Source organism: Ruminococcus sp. RTP21359st1_H3_RTP21359_211015, from assembly GCF_040909065.1.
Taxonomy (GTDB): domain Bacteria; phylum Bacillota; class Clostridia; order Oscillospirales; family Ruminococcaceae; genus Hominimerdicola; species Hominimerdicola aceti.
In genome coordinates, this window is sequence record NZ_JBDGDD010000014.1 from 46,418 (window position 1) to 61,900 (window position 15,483).

Consider the following 15,483-nt stretch of genomic DNA (forward strand, 5'->3'; position numbering starts at 1 on the left):
CACTCCACAAATCACAAATCCCTAAGCACTTCTGCAAAATCCTCCAAGTTATACGCTCCTTCGATAGAGTTATGATCGAAGGTCATAAAATACTTGAATTTTCTTCCGGCTTGTGCTGCCCAGGTCTGTCCGAGTTTCAGTTTTGTTCTGCTGTCACCGTTGTCACGGTCATCGCCCTTTGCTTCAACAAGAACGATCTTACCGGATTTCATCATCACAATAAAATCAGGATAATGATTGATAAAGCCATTGATATGAAAGCCTTTTTTCTCAATGATCCTATGCCACCACAGAACACCATCACAGCCAGCTATCACATCAAGTGTGCGGCGTTCAAAGCCGTTCATCTTGTCCCATTCGGCTTCATACAGCGATTTCGGTACTTTATCCGTGGATTCGGACGGAGTTATCACCATAGGAAAAGCATATGTACCCTCGGTGAATACACGGTCACGCTCGATAAGATCGTAGAAACGTTCCTGCATATAGGCTTCACGCAGAGTTTTAATCTTCTCCTTGATACGGGTAGCATAAGTGATATAAGAAGTTTCAAGTGCCGCCAGCTCGTCCTCGGTCATGTTTGCAATAATACGGCGGACATAGTTTTCGACCTCCGAAGTGCTGAAAGCATTGTCACGGTTGATCTCATGACAAATCTGCTTTGTGCAGCGTTCGATTTTTTCTTCAGGAGCGAGTTTTGCAAGGAGCTTTCGCATATATTCATCTTCAAGTGAGGACAGTTTCTTATACTTCGGAACAGCTTCGCCTTGGCTCTCGACATCTATCTCAAACATTTCGCCGGTTGACAGGCTAAATGTAACAGAAGCGTCTTGCTCACTCAGTGAAAAGCCTTTCATCAGGCTTTCTTTTGTCAGCAGAGCCGTATTGCCGCCGAAAAGATCGGGAACAGACTCAATGCAAAACTGCGGTATTTTCAGCTCCTGCACCTGTTCGGTGAACTGCTCCTGAATACGATATTGTTTCAGCATATCACCAAGCTCACCACCTATCCAAACGCTTTCTTGCTTTGTTTCTTCTTCGTATTGTTCCGCTGTTTCCTCAGCCTGCGAGATCATTTCTTCAACAGACGGCGGAGCTGTTTTTACTGTTTCCGAGTACGGCGCAGGCTCGACAGGTGTATGAATATCCGAGAAATCATCTTCTGTTTCCGCTTCCGGTTTAGGTTCGGGAGCAAACTGCATTGTGGTCTGCTCCGGCTGAGGTTCAGGAACAGTCGTCTCCGTTTCGATTATGGGGAGAGTATCGGCAGTACGGTAGTCCTTGCGTGAGAAGCCTGCGTTGTTAAGCCCCGCAACAATGCTGTCAAGAGTATCGTGGAACGCATTGGAGCAAGTCAGCACAAATGAGCTGTTCAGCAGCTTCGCACCGTGTTTACGGGCATAAGGCTGACGGAGTATTCTGCCGAGTATCTGTTCAACATCGACCTTTGAGGTCTTATTGGCGAGACTTGCGAGGATATACGCAAACGGACAGTCCCAACCCTCTTTCAGAGCGTTGACCGTTATAATATACCGTATCGGACAATCACGACTCATAAGGTTAGTTTTACCGAGATCGTTGACCTTAGAAGTCTTTATCGCTATCTGTTCTGTTGGGATACCTCTGCCGAGAAGTATCTCCTTGACCTTATCAAAAGTGTCATTATCGTTATTATTCTTCGGCTGTGCCTGGAAAAGCACGATAGGACGAATATACTTGCCTGTGCGTTCTTCTTCCTCAATAGCCTGCTGTTCAAGAATACCACGCAAATGAATTGCATCATCAATAACGCTGTCTCTGGAAGTGCGGTTATACACGATAACAGGCAGCTTGACCATATTCTCCGTCTTGAGTTTTCTGGCATCAACGTAGGAAATAATGTTGCTGTTATTGCGAGGGGTAGCCGTCAGATCAAGAACGAACGACGGATTAAGGTTGTTCAGCATTGCCACGCTGAGGTCTGAACCAGCATTATGGCTCTCGTCCACGATTACAACAGGCGAGAGGTGGCGCAGAGCCTGAATCAAAGCGGTATCGGGAGTATCTTCAAGCAGTTCGGACTCGTCCTTGAAGTAGTCGGCAAAATTTTTGAGATTGCCGTTTTCCTGATAGACCTTGCGAACATCTTTCTTCTTGCTGTCGATACGAAGAGAGCCGTAGCTCAGAATGCAGACAGTAAGCTGTTCATGGACGGTATCGGGAGTGAAGTTCTGACCGTTCAATAGCATTTCCTTTGTGAACACGCCCACTCTGCCGCCAAAGTCCGCATTTAACCGCCGTGTGTAAGGGTGATCGGGATTCATAAGGTTCGTTGTAGTCTGCACAAGTATCGGATCGGAGGGAACGAGCCACACAACCATTTTCGGCTTACCCTGCGGCAATGCGTCAAAGATACGGCGGACGGCAGCACAAGCCATAAAGGTCTTACCGCCGCCTGTCGGCACTTTCATACAAACATGGGGAACGCCTTTGATGCTGTTGCGGTAGCCCGGAACACTGCCAGTACCAAGACCAACAGCAACGTCCTGATCGCTCCAATATTTCTGCCAAGCCTTGTTAAGATCGCCTGTTTCGTTCAGCGCAGACAGGTATGCGGACAGATTGCCCATGACTTCACGCTGATAGCTGTTCAATTCCATAGTCTGCACCTCACATTCTTGTAATGTCACGGGGGATCTTCTTGAAAGTGATATGGAACTTTTCAAGCTCCTCGTCACTCAAAATGCACCTATCGGCATAGATCACATAGCTTTGAGCCGTTGTCTTTACCGTGTGCAGGAACTCCCTGTCAAGTGTCGTGACTTCGTTTTTATCATAATAAAAATAGTATGCCGTGTCAAAGTATTCGCCGAGGAAATACGGCTCGTCCGCCTTGTCGGTGACAGCCTGTTTTGTTTCGGTGAAATAGACATAGCTGCGTATCTTATCAAGCGGAACATTCTCGTTGAGGTACTCACCGTCAAGGAGCATTTCGCCCAGCTCATAAAACGTAAAGCCGCCGCCCGTTCCCTCGACTGCCTTTTTGCCATCACCGTAGCCGTCAATTACACGCTTTACACGTTCTGCGGTAATGCTATCAGCATAGTCCATCATCTCGATCAGAATAAACTTGCGGTTGCCTCCGTCCTGCTTGTTCATGTTGAGGACAGCGTGGGCGGTTGTGCCGGAGCCTGCAAAGCTGTCGAGGACAATGGAATCCTTGTCAGTTGCAATTTTAATTACTCTTTCAATCAGCCTTGTAGGTTTAGGGGTATCAAAACCTCCGGTACCAGAAAGAAGGATTTTTTGTTCATTTGTAGCTTCTACATTTGTGCCAACTTCATCGTATTTCCAGAGTGTGGATACCACTTTTCCTTTGTTCTGGTCAAGATATGTTTTAGATTGAATGCTTCCTTTACCCTTAGATAAAAAGAAATATTTAGGCCATGGCGTTGTGTTATATCTTTCTGTCGCTATTTTTCGAGCAGTATCTAAGTCACACGCCAGCATAATAGCTGGAATGTCGTTCGATACTTCGCCTCCACAAATATCCTCACGAATGGAAGCATCATCTATGACTTTCAATTCATAAGGTGCCCATTCACAAAGTGTAGCTAATAATTTATCTTGCCCGTCTTTCCAACAGCGACCTTTTGGAGGGTACATTAAATCCCCGGTAATGGGGTGCTGTATCGCATAGACCATTCCTCTATGCGTACTCGCACTTGGTGCATGAATAGGTGTAACCTTATATGGTAGAATATCGTTATCATAATTTACATAACGAGCATCCATTTCAGCTGTACGTTCAAGACGGTTTGGATTCCATTTGGGTAACTTTGAATAAACCAAGATGTTATCGGTATCATACGGAATGCCTTTTGAGTCGTTTCTTATAGTGTAATTGTTCTGCCATGTTAGTCTTGCGACAAAGCAATTGGCACCAAAAATCTCATCACAGATTATTTTCAGATTAAATAGCTCATTATCATCAATGGATATAAAGATAACCCCGTCCTCTGCAAGCAGCTTATGCAGGAGCTTCAACCGAGGATACATCATACACAGCCATTTATCGTGACGGGACAAGTCCTCGCCCTCGCTGCCGACTACCTCACCGAGCCATTTCCTGATACGGGGATCATTGACGTTATCGTTGTAAACCCAGCCTTCGTTGCCCGTGTTGTAGGGCGGATCTATGTAGATACAGCGGATCTTGCCCTCATACTGCGGCAAAAGAGATTTCAGCGCAGAGAGGTTATCACCGTGAATTATCATGTTGCCGTCGGCATCGCCGTATTCATACTGCGGATCAAGCACACGGTACGGCACGTCCATGTGGTGATTGATGACTTTATCCTTGCCTATCCAGTCGAGTGTCGGCATTTCGGTCACGCTCCTTTTTGTGGGGATAAATGCTTTACTTATTATTATAGCATAGTTCGGAGGGATTTTCAACCGCTTAGACGAAAAAACGGGAACAACTCGCTGTTGACTTATTTCGAGACTTTCATAGTTGCCGATTCGTTCGTGGGCGTATTATCGTATTTAGTTGAATATCAAAAAGGCATATCACGGAAGCGTTTTTTTCACAAGACATATACGCAATCCTATTTGAAACTGTTTTGTCCTATTGATATATAACAACCGTCTTTTGATAAAGAGTTATCGCCATATTCTTTTAGCCTTTCCTTATTGATGATTTTGTACCAATTTCAATCGAGGGTATACAAAAAAATTTTAAAAATATTTCCAAACCTATTGCAATTTTCAAAGATTTGTGGTATAATAAATATAAAAAAACTGATGACTTTAGAAAAAAGGAAAAATTACTAAATAAATTAACTTCGAGATAAAAAGGGGGTGGAAATATGACTCCAGAAGAAGCTACTCAGCTTTATAATATTGAGCAACGCAAATATTATGAGTATTGCGGATATGTTGTGTCTTATCAGAATAAAATAGGCGAGTATCAGTCTGAACGTCAGAATAAACGCGTTCAAGTAGAGAATAAGCAAACTGAAATTCAAAAGAATAGAGAGCTTTTAGAAGCTATAAGTGGTACAACTGGTGTTCATGATGACCTTTTTTCTCACCTTACCAAAATAAACAGTAAAGTCGAAGATGCTGCCTCGAACTTTAAGACAATGGTAAGTTCAAGCACTGTCAGTTCCTTTGACTTATGTAATGCTTTTGGTGAAAAAGCGACAAGTGCTAACTCTCAATTGACAGCGGTGTTTGATGCTATATCAAAGGGAGCATCGACTGTTACCGGAGTTATAGAAGCACTCAACCAAGAATTACAGGCATTGAATGCTCGTATACAAGAGCTTGATTCAGAAATAAGCCGAGCACAGGCTATGATTGACCAGTATGAAGCAAGCAAACGTAGTTGTTTAGCTAATATGGCTTACTATAAAAAGATTATGGATGCGATAGTAACGTAATAATAGTGAGGAATAGGAGGTGTGTACATGGCGACGATCGAGCTATATAAAAGTAAGATAAACAATATGTCTAACTATATTAACCAAGCTAAGTCTGCTGTCGGAGACTTCTGCGTGGATTTGTCTGCCCTAAAATCGAAAGTTCTCGGAATCAACAGCAGTGTATGCGATAGTGTTGTCACGAGCATCTCGACCTCATCTCAGACACAAGAGCAGCAGATTGCAGGTCTTGAAGCAACTCAAAGAGAAGTCGATGAGTTTATTAACTTAACGGTAAATCGTGATAACTCTGCTTCTTCTGAAATATCTCGTTCCAAGAAGGACTTTTACAAACAATACTCTTATCTTAAACCTGACTGCGAGAAGACTGACTGGGAAAAGTTCTGCGAAGGCTTAAAGAAGGTCGGTCAGTGGTGTAAAGATCACTGGAAAGAGATCGTGCTTGTAATTGAAATCGTAGCGGCTGTTGTCTGCCTTTGCGTTCCTGGCTTACAGGGTATAGGCACTGGTATTCTTATCGGTGCCTTAAAAGGTGCTTTGACCGGCGGCTTGATCGGCGGAATTACCAGTATGCTAACCGGAGGGTCATTCCTAGAAGGATTTGCCCAAGGTGCATTAGATGGTGCCATAATGGGTGGTGCCTTGGGCGGCGTAGGCGGAATCGCTGGCAAATTTATAACCTGTGGTTCTAAATTAGGAAACGCAATCCAGACAACCTCTAAAATCAGCGGAGCCATTTCCAATAGTATGGATGGTTTTGACATGGTTTCTTTGGGACTTGGAATGGTAGATCCGAATAACCCAATCACAGAACTGAACAACAAAATGCATCAGAGCGATGTATACAACAATTTCCAGATGGGTGTAAGCTTATTATCAGCTTTCTCCGGTGCTGCAGCGGACAATATGGCTTGTTTTATTGCTGGTACATTGGTGCTTACAACTGCTGGTCTGCTTGCTATTGAAAAGCTAAATCCTGGTGATAAGGTTATTTCAACTGATCCTGATACGCTCGAAACAAGTGAAAAAACTGTTCTTGAAACATATATCCGTAAGGTGGACAGGCTTGTTCATCTTGTTATCAACGGTGAAGAAATCGTTACTACAGACAATCACCCATTCTATGTACAAGATAGAGGTTTTATTGAAGCGGGTAGGCTTCTTGTAGATGATAAGCTTGTAAGTGTTAATGGTGATGACCTATTCGTTGAATATGTCAAAACCGAAGAGCTTGATACACTTATTGATGTACACAATTTTCAAGTTGAAGATTTCCATACTTATTTTGTTGGTAATCTTTTAGCGTGGGTACATAATAAAACATGTCCCCCACACATGAATGAAGATGGCACATTAAAACCAAATCAAGAGTATAAAGCTGGAGAAAACGGCTACACATACAAAACCGATGCAAATGGTAATATAAGTTCTGCTCATGCGGACGAATTGAAATTCAAAACCCATGACGGAAGATTGAACCATAATTCAAACACAGCCGGTAAATTACCTGGTGATGACGCAGGCCATTTGTTTGCAGACCAATTTGGTGGTTCTCCGGATTTGGATAACCTGGTTTCGCAGAGAAGTGATTTAAATAGAGCTGTAAAAAATACAGATAATTATCGCAGTATGGAAAGGGAGTGGTCAAATGCATTAAAAAATGGACAAAACGTTACTGATGTAGATATTAAGTTATCATATAAAAACGGTTCATCTCGTCCTTCTTCTTTTAACGTATCCTACAAAATTGACGGTGAACTGTTTAGACGAATATTTAAACAATAGAAATAATTTAAAGGAGAATTGATATGTTACAAGGATTTGAAGATGCTTTTACAGATGCGCAGGCAAGAACGATATCGCTAGCTTTAGAGTTATTAGAAAATAACAAGAAAGAAGCTGATATGATATATATTTATATTTATCAAAGTGATACGCAGATTTTTTTTAACGCATTTTTTGCTAAAGATAAGAAAATCTACCTTTTAAACGATTGGTTCGATGACGATCAAATCAATGATTTTTTTGACTGCGGTGTGGAAGATGTTGACAATATTGTTGAAGTATGTGATACTTACGATGGTAAATGCCCATATGAGTTTAAATTAAGTTACAATGTTAAGACTAAGTCTTTTGATGCGAAATACAACTATGATGATATTGCAATGGAGAATGATGTTGACTTAGTAGATATTTATAAAGAATGGCAGAAAGAATGTGAGTCCGAAATCTCTTGTAATTGAGACTGTTAGCATTTGATGTTTCATACAAAATAGATGGCAAATTTATTAATCCCCATTAAAAAATAGGAGGTTAACCATGTTAAAAGGATTTGAAGACGCATTTGTTGATGCACAAGCTAATGTTATTTCGCTTTGCCTTGAATTACTTAAGAATTCTGAAAAGAGTGCAGACGTTATATATGTATACATATTACAAAATGATAACGAAGAGTATATTGACGCATTTTTTGAGAAAGATGGCAAGTTGTTCACAACCAATGATTGGTGTTCAGATGCTCAAATTAAGGAATTCTTTCATTGTGGAATAGAAGATATAGAAAGCATTGTTGAGCTTTGTGATACCTATGATGCAAAGTGTCCACACGAATTCAAATTAGTATACAATGTTAACTCTAAGTCATTTGACTCAAATTACAATTATGAAAATGCAACCGATGTTTATGATAAGGATGTAATTGAGTTAGTCGAAGAATGGTTTAATGAATGCGAAAAAAATATAAGTCATTGATAAATTTTAGGAGATAAAATTATGATTGAAGTCAATGAGCAATTAGCTGAAGTTATATCAAATTCTCGGGTCGCTTTTATTAATGGTCAGATGGCTGAAGCCTTTAAACTCGCTAAAGAAGCGATTAAGCTTGATGAAAACTGTGCAGATGCTTATCAGTGTGCAGCTAATGTATGTATGTCACTTGGTAGATATGAGGATGCAATTGAGTATTACCAAAAAGCTGTAAACTGCGATCCGAACAATGGAAATCGCTTTTTCAGCCTCGGCTATGCACAGGCAAGCGTAAATAAGATTGCTGAAGCCATGCAGAATTTTGCTAAAGCAGATGAGCTTGGGCTGAATGAAGATGCCGCAGGACAGATGTATCATATCCTTGGAATTGTAAATCAGGAGTTTGGAAAGCTTGATGATGCTCTCATCAATTTGAAAAAGTCGGAGCTTATCATTCCGGCAGACATGGATATACTGAAACGCAAGGCGGTTATCTATGGGCTTCTTGATGAGATTACAAATGGCTTGCAGACTGCTAATCAGATGAAGCTGCTTGCACCATCTGACTATTCCGGCTATCAAGCTGCTTACATTTTGCTCAAACAGGCTGGACGTATAGACGATGCGTTTAAGGAATTGCGTTATGCTCGAATGAACCTCCCCTCCTTCCCTTTCGCTCTTTGCGGGGATATGGTGAATTACGAACTTGTTAAGCATGAACAAGATGGCGACACGATTCATTTTGAGAAAGCGTTAGCTTATATTAAGCATTTCCTGAAAAAAGAGAAACCGAGTATTTCTGATGTTGTCGAGTGCTATTTAACTGCCGCCGATCTCTATCTTCAGCTTGAAGATGCTGATAAAGTCATAGAGTGCTTAGTTGCAGCGGAAAAGCCTGTGTTCTCTTATAACAACGGCGTTCTGTTTGGAGAGTATACACCTCAACAGTTAGATCCAAACTCGATTTTGAATGAGATGAATGCTAATCTTTATCGCTATGAACAGTTGAGTGTTGAACAACTGGAAGCGATGAGGAAAAGCGGTACATATATCACTCCGACCGAGGAATCTAAGGCTGACAACGAAGAATACAAGCTCACTGACGAAACGTTTGATATTTCAGCTGAGGATAGAGACAGAATTAATCGTATGTACATTGGAGCATATACGTTACTTGAAGACAATCGAAAGATAATGTACTACGCTTTAGAGTTGCAAAAGAGTCAGGAGCCCTCAATGGTTGAACTCGGCTGGTACACGGAAGCGAGAGCAATGCGTGATCTTAACTTGGATGGTTGGCAAGATCAGTATGGCTCAGTTATTAAAAAGCTGAGAAATAATATTCTGAAGGATCCGACAGACATCAATGCAATGATACTTCGAGTAAGATGCTTAATCGATACCGAGCAGTTTGACGAAGCAGAAGAAAAGTGTAAGTATCTCAAGGAAGAATTACAGAAACCTCTTATGGAAGAGCTGAACGAAGCTAAGAACGGAGGCAAGTAATATGGCATTTCTTTTTCATGACATTGTACTTGATGATACAGCATTTAAAACTGCGTCTGATGATATGGCATCATTGAAACAACAAGCTGCCGACCTTAAAACCAAGCTTGAAAAAATGTATGAAGATGTAACCAGTGCGTTGGATACTTCGGCAGGAGATGAAATTCAGTTTACAGCAAAAAATGTTCTTTTGCAGCCGATTGAGGACATGAGTGCAGTTATTCAGCATATCTCTGATACGTTGAATACTATCATAGGTACAGGATACTACAAGGACATATTCGTTAAGTTCGAGGAACTTAACGAATGAATAAAACGATATTTAGGAGGAATTAACTATGGCAGGCATGGGCAAAACAGGAACAGTGAATATCTTTCCCGAAATGATGGATGAAGCTATTAAAGCAATCAAGGATTATCGTACAATTGCATTTGGTGATACTGACGGTAATGGCTCTGATGGTCTTTATGGTACTGTAAAGAAAGAGGTTGAAACCCTTACATCAAGTGATTTCACTGGTTCTGCATCGAAAGGCTTCGTTAACTTTTACACAAACAATATTGAACCCGCAACGGGGTCAAGTCTCAAGGGTGCGCTTGAGATGCTTGAATCGATTTGCAAGAGCATCAAATCCGCTATTCCCGACACCGAAGGTGTTGATGAACAGCTTGGAACAGAAAACGACAAGTAATACAAGAGGAGGATATTATCATGGCAGGTTGTAAAGTAGTAAAAGCATCAATGGATCAGAGCGTAACCAATCTCTTGAATTGTTCAACTCAGTACGAAGAAGCAGCAACAACATTTGTTGCCGCCTTTAAAGCTGCTATCGAGGCAATGGAAGGCGATGCTAAGGATGCTTTAGTTGAATTTTTTGAGACTAATATTGAAGGTCTTGTCACTAAGGATATTCCTGGTGCAGTGAAGGGCCTTTCAGAACTTCTCAAGGCGAATGCGCAGAATTTTGATGATGTTGATGCTCAGCTTGCGAATAGCATCAGAGGAAATGGTGGAGGCAATGGTGGCAATTAACCCACATATATAAGTGTATATATGTGCCTTCGCACTAAAAAAAATACTTGGTTGGATTGCGTACAGCCTCGGTGCTATTAAATGGCTGAGGCTGTACTTTTTATTAGGAGGTGGCAATAAATGTTTAGAGAGTTAACCGATGCAGAACTTGCTTTACTAAGTGATTCTGAAAAAGAAGTATATAACAAAGAATTACTACTATATAAAGAGAGAATGGCTTTTGTCGGACAGCTTGAGAGAATCGAAGGTGCTGATTATCAGTATAGAAAGCCAAAGTTCAGTGGTATTAACCAAATTCCCCAAATTGATGTCCCGCAACGTGATATTGCCGCTCCAAAGAAAGTTGCTTTTCCACAGGAATTGTTAGATAAAATGCGTAAGGTTGTTGTTTCTTATTCGAGTTTTACTCCGCCTAGTAAGATTCACCTTAAGGGAATGCCAAGTCATCGAGGTGGTGCTGTAAGGATAATGCCAACAGTCATGCCCATAGAGAAAATACGTCTTGCAGATATTCCTAAAAAGCCGGGTAGTGCTATTGCAAATCTACCTCAGATTCATACTGTAGATTCAGTTAAAGTTACAGGTATGCCGAAAAAGCCGGGTAGTGCTATCGCAAAACTTTCGCATATTCAGCCTGTGGGTTCAGTAAAGGTTACCGGCATGCCGAAAAAGCTGGATAGTGCTATCGCAAAACTTCCACAGATTCAGTCTGTAGGTTCAGTAAAGGTTACCGGCATGCCGAAAAAGCCTGATAGTGCTATCATAAAACTTCCTCGGATTCAGCCTGTTGGCCCAGTGAAGATTTCTGGTATGCCGGAAAAGCCAGGTAGTGCTGTTGCAAAACTTTCGCAGATTCAGCCAGTGGGTTCGGTAAAGGTTACTGGTATACCGGTAAAGCCGGATAATGCTATCGCAAACCTTCCTCAGATTCAACCCGTGGGTTCAGCAAAGGTTACCGGTATGCCGAAAAAGCCGGATAGTGCTATCGCAAAACTTCCTCAAATTCAGCCTGTGGTGTCAGTTAAGATCGCTGGTATGCCTGAAAAGCCTGATAGTGCTATCGTAAAACTTCCACAGATTCAGTCTGTAGGTTCAGTTAGGATCACTGGTATGCCTGAAAAGCCGGATTGTACTGTCGCAAAGCTTCCTACGATTCAGCCTGTAGGTTCAGTTAAGGTCACAGGTATGCCTGAAAATTCTGATAGTGCCATCGCACAACTTCCTACGATTCAGCCTGTAGGTTCAGTCAAGATCACAGGTATGCCAGAGATAAACATACCTGCAACTCAATCGATAGATAAAGAAGCAGTCACAGATGTTATTCAAAGAATAATTACTATTATGCAAGGAGCGTAGCAAATGAAAAATAATGAAATCATGATTTCAGTTCAGTTTAATTTTCCTAATGATTCAAATAAATATAGTGAAAAATTCTCTGGAATCACTGATAGTCTCGCTTTCCTTGTTAAGGATGATATAACACTAAAGGCTTTCATCGAAGGTCTGTATTATGGACTTCATAATAATTTTCCAGAGCACTTTATTCTTTTCAAGGATTATCTAAAACACCGTAAGCAGTTTGTTGTGGATTATTCTCGAAAAGGCAAATACAAGGTTATCAATTTTGAAAAAGAATTGTTGTCTGAGAAGGTAACACTAATTGAATTAGGCTTTGTTACTTCAAGCGTTTTAGTGATAACTATGAAGCGGAAATTGGAGAGTCAACTGCTCTTTGATAAAATTCCAAGTAGCTATATTCTTGATTCTGATGATAATCCCCTTGAATACAATATAAGTAGTCGTACTCTTGAAGCGGTCGATTCATCGGATATTGAAATTCTCCCTCCAGGTGATATACCTGAAAAAGACGAAAGAACGTTAGGCGACATTTTGATACCTACAGTACTTTCGACTGGAGGAATGATAGGCGTTAGAGCTGTGATGTCTAAATCTGCCAGTTCGAGTGGTATGGGTGGTATGATGTGGATGATGACGGCTGCTACTGGTGTAATGACTTTGGTTACATCCACCTACAACTATTTTAAACAAGGAGCAACGAACACTAAGAAGAAAACCGAATGGAAAGAAAACTACGAAAAATATATTAAACGTCTGATTGACGAAAAGATAGGTATTTGGCAAAAAGCTGACCTCACCTATCTTCAGTCGTTGTATCCGGATATGTTAAAACTGTTCGCACAGTTATCTACACTAGATTCTGCTATTTTTTCAAGATCACAAAATGATAACGATTTTATGCGTATTACTTTAGGTGTATCAGAGCATGTGAAACCTCTTTTCGATATTAAATATGAGAAAAAAGATGAGATTTTTTCTGATGTTTATTATTATTTACGGTACGAAACATGCACTAATAGCAAAGACGAGAGAACAACTGATAAGAGAATCGCAGGGATCTATATTCTTACACCTGAAAGTGAATTACCGTGGTATGCATTTATAAAGAAACATACACGGAAGGATGAGGAAGCAAAACTCAAGAAGTCTCAAAGGGAAGGGCTGATCTCAGAAGAAAAAGTATTGCTTTCTGATTTGCCATACAGGTTTTCCACAGAATATTTCCGATATATTGATGGTAAAACATGGGGTAAGAGCGGTATTAAGGCACCATATATGCTTGATATAAGAAATGCCGGTGCCTTGGGTATAGTTTCTCCTGACAATTCCTTTGCACATGATACTATTAAGCACATTGTATTAGAACTCGCTTATTATCATTCTCCGGAAGATATTCAATTTGTATTTTTCTTTGAAGAGGGATTGAGTATAGAGGAGCAAAAACAAAGGATTGATATATATAAATTTCTTCCTCACTGCAACGAATTACTAGAAAATACATCTCAGTTCGTTTTCGACAAAGAGAGCGCTGGTCTTGTTTATGGTCAATTATTGAACATAATGACTCAAAGAGCCAAGGACATACAATCCGATGAAGAAAACGAAGTTGAATCTGAACATAACACCCAGATAGTGTGTGTAGTATTTGAAGATTATAATATCAAGTCTACTGGTTTTTCAAAATATCTTCCCGAAGCTCCCAAAGAGGGTGAAGACTACCAGAATAAACTCGGTTTAACATTTATTTTTTGCCGCGATGATAAGGATAAGCTTCCTCGTTATTGTGGAGATGTAATTTACATGAATGTAGACGCTAAAAAAGTGGGATATGGCTACGTTGTACCACGCTATAGCGTTATGACACGAGAGAACATCTTAGCTAATATGACGGAGACAAATAAGTATCCCAATTTCTGGAATGACTATATTTTCTCTTCTAAAGAATACAAAGAACAATATGAGCTTGCATACCGAAGACTTGCAGCCATTTATTATACACGTATTGCAGAGAACGGTCAGGTGCCAAGCATGGTTACCTTATTTAAATTGCATGACATTTCTAGTGATGATATCATTCCTGAAAATGGTGTGGATAATCCATTATCTACCTCACCTTTTGCAAAACGCATACTTGAGTGCTGGGAATCAAGTGAAGAAGAATATGACGTCACCAGAAATTTACGTGTTAAGATTGGTGCAAATGAACATGGATCAATGTCACTTGACTTATATGAGAAAGCAGACGGTCCTCATATGCTTGTTGCAGGTACTACTGGTTCCGGAAAATCCGAAACTATTATCACCTATCTAATCGGATTATGTATGAAGTTTTCTCCCATGGATTTAAACTTAATGTTAGTTGATATGAAAGGTGGAGGTTTTTCAGATCGTTTAGGAGATTTGCCACATTGTGTCGGCGTAGTTACCGATACGGCAGGTGAAAGTGAAGGAATATCATCCGCATATATGCTGAAACGATTTCTTGAGACGCTTAATGCTGAAATTAAAAAGAGAAAACTACTTCTTCAGGAATTTGGAATAGATACAGCGGATGCATATATTCGCGCAAGACGAATAATGGTAGAAATTTCCGGAATGATCGAAGCTGATGGGACGAAGTCTTTGAAAGAACTCTATGAAATTTCAATTCAGCTCAAACAGCAAAAAATAGCCATAGACGATGCTGATTATTCTGAAACAGTCAAGAAGATTCTTGAGAAAATGAGTAAACTTAACGCTAAACAGATGGACACATTTGTTAATAAAGGACTGGATAAAATCAAAAGTCTTTCTCATCTTGTACTTGTAGTTGACGAGTTTACTGAATTAAAGCGTTTTTCAAGCGAAAGCAATGACGTTGACTTTATTGCGGAAATAACAACGATTGCCCGTGTTGGCAGAACGCTTGGATTTCATATCATTCTTGTATCACAGAATATCGAGGGTGCTATCACTGACGATATAAGAGTAAACTCAAAAGCAAGAATCTGCCTAAAGGTTGCCACGAAGCAAGCTTCCAAGGAAATGATTGATAGTCCTGTGGCGGCTGCTCCGAAAATGCCGCTGAACGGACGAGCCTATTTACTTGTAGGAACAGGCTCTCGCTTTGAGTACTTTCAATCTGCCTATACAGGTTCTAATCAAAATACAAGCATTGAAGATCCTGTGAATATCACATTTGTGCCTGACAGCGGAACTTTTAATGAAAAGTTCTATCGTTCAGATAAGGATAATACTGTATTGCAGGCACAACAAAAAAATGTTGATCCTAATGCTACTCAATTGAAGTTTGTTGTGGACACTATTATTGCAGTTAATACAGGAAAACAAATTCCAGAGACAATATTCCTTCCCCCATTAAAAACTAAGATAAAACAACCTAAGCTTATAAATGCAACAGAATGGAGTTGATAC

12 protein-coding genes are annotated in these 15,483 nt (G+C 40.5%); 10 read left to right on the forward strand and 2 right to left on the reverse strand.

Features of this window, described 5'->3' with window-relative positions:
• Positions 1-11 precede the first annotated feature (11 nt).
• Both AB5Z01_RS07540 and AB5Z01_RS07545 read right to left on the reverse strand, forming a co-directional pair.
• Positions 12-2,639, reverse strand: coding sequence for a DEAD/DEAH box helicase (locus AB5Z01_RS07540; RefSeq protein ID WP_368365423.1), 2,628 nt, complete (start codon positions 2,637-2,639; stop codon positions 12-14).
• 10 nt (positions 2,640-2,649) lie between these two features.
• Positions 2,650-4,365: a site-specific DNA-methyltransferase gene (locus AB5Z01_RS07545; RefSeq protein ID WP_195221112.1), complete on the reverse strand. Its 1,716-nt coding sequence runs from the start codon at positions 4,363-4,365 to the stop codon at positions 2,650-2,652.
• A 485-nt stretch (positions 4,366-4,850) separates the two neighbouring features.
• On the opposite strand from AB5Z01_RS07545, the gene AB5Z01_RS07550 reads away from it, so the two are divergent.
• The 10 genes from AB5Z01_RS07550 to AB5Z01_RS07595 all read left to right on the forward strand — a co-directional run bounded on the left by AB5Z01_RS07550 (position 4,851) and on the right by AB5Z01_RS07595 (position 15,480).
• Positions 4,851-5,426 (forward strand): hypothetical protein, encoded by a 576-nt coding sequence (locus tag AB5Z01_RS07550; RefSeq protein ID WP_195221113.1) that lies wholly within the window; start codon positions 4,851-4,853, stop codon positions 5,424-5,426.
• Between the two features lie 27 nt (positions 5,427-5,453).
• Positions 5,454-7,211, forward strand: coding sequence for a polymorphic toxin-type HINT domain-containing protein (locus AB5Z01_RS07555; protein ID WP_368365424.1), 1,758 nt, complete (start codon positions 5,454-5,456; stop codon positions 7,209-7,211).
• A 23-nt stretch (positions 7,212-7,234) separates the two neighbouring features.
• Positions 7,235-7,669, forward strand: a complete 435-nt coding sequence (locus AB5Z01_RS07560) for a hypothetical protein (RefSeq protein WP_117864192.1) — start codon at positions 7,235-7,237, stop codon at positions 7,667-7,669.
• 76 nt (positions 7,670-7,745) lie between these two features.
• On the forward strand, positions 7,746-8,177 hold the full coding sequence (locus AB5Z01_RS07565; protein WP_368365425.1) for a hypothetical protein: 432 nt from the start codon (positions 7,746-7,748) through the stop codon (positions 8,175-8,177).
• Between the two features lie 21 nt (positions 8,178-8,198).
• Entirely contained in the window at positions 8,199-9,677 is a 1,479-nt protein-coding gene (locus AB5Z01_RS07570) for a tetratricopeptide repeat protein (protein WP_287214532.1), read from the forward strand.
• Position 9,678: 1 nt separating this feature from the next.
• A complete protein-coding gene (locus AB5Z01_RS07575) occupies positions 9,679-9,987 on the forward strand; it encodes a hypothetical protein (RefSeq protein WP_195221117.1) in 309 nt (102 codons plus the stop codon).
• 28 nt (positions 9,988-10,015) lie between these two features.
• Positions 10,016-10,369 (forward strand): hypothetical protein, encoded by a 354-nt coding sequence (locus AB5Z01_RS07580; protein ID WP_195221118.1) that lies wholly within the window; start codon positions 10,016-10,018, stop codon positions 10,367-10,369.
• 20 nt (positions 10,370-10,389) lie between these two features.
• A complete protein-coding gene (locus AB5Z01_RS07585) occupies positions 10,390-10,710 on the forward strand; it encodes a hypothetical protein (RefSeq protein ID WP_195221119.1) in 321 nt (106 codons plus the stop codon).
• A 120-nt stretch (positions 10,711-10,830) separates the two neighbouring features.
• Positions 10,831-12,066 carry a hypothetical protein gene (locus AB5Z01_RS07590; RefSeq protein WP_368365426.1) on the forward strand — a complete coding sequence of 412 codons (1,236 nt, stop codon included), beginning with the start codon at positions 10,831-10,833 and terminating at the stop codon, positions 12,064-12,066.
• 3 nt (positions 12,067-12,069) lie between these two features.
• Complete coding sequence (locus tag AB5Z01_RS07595) at positions 12,070-15,480, forward strand: FtsK/SpoIIIE domain-containing protein (RefSeq protein WP_368365427.1); 3,411 nt, start codon at positions 12,070-12,072, stop codon at positions 15,478-15,480.
• Positions 15,481-15,483 lie beyond the last annotated feature (3 nt).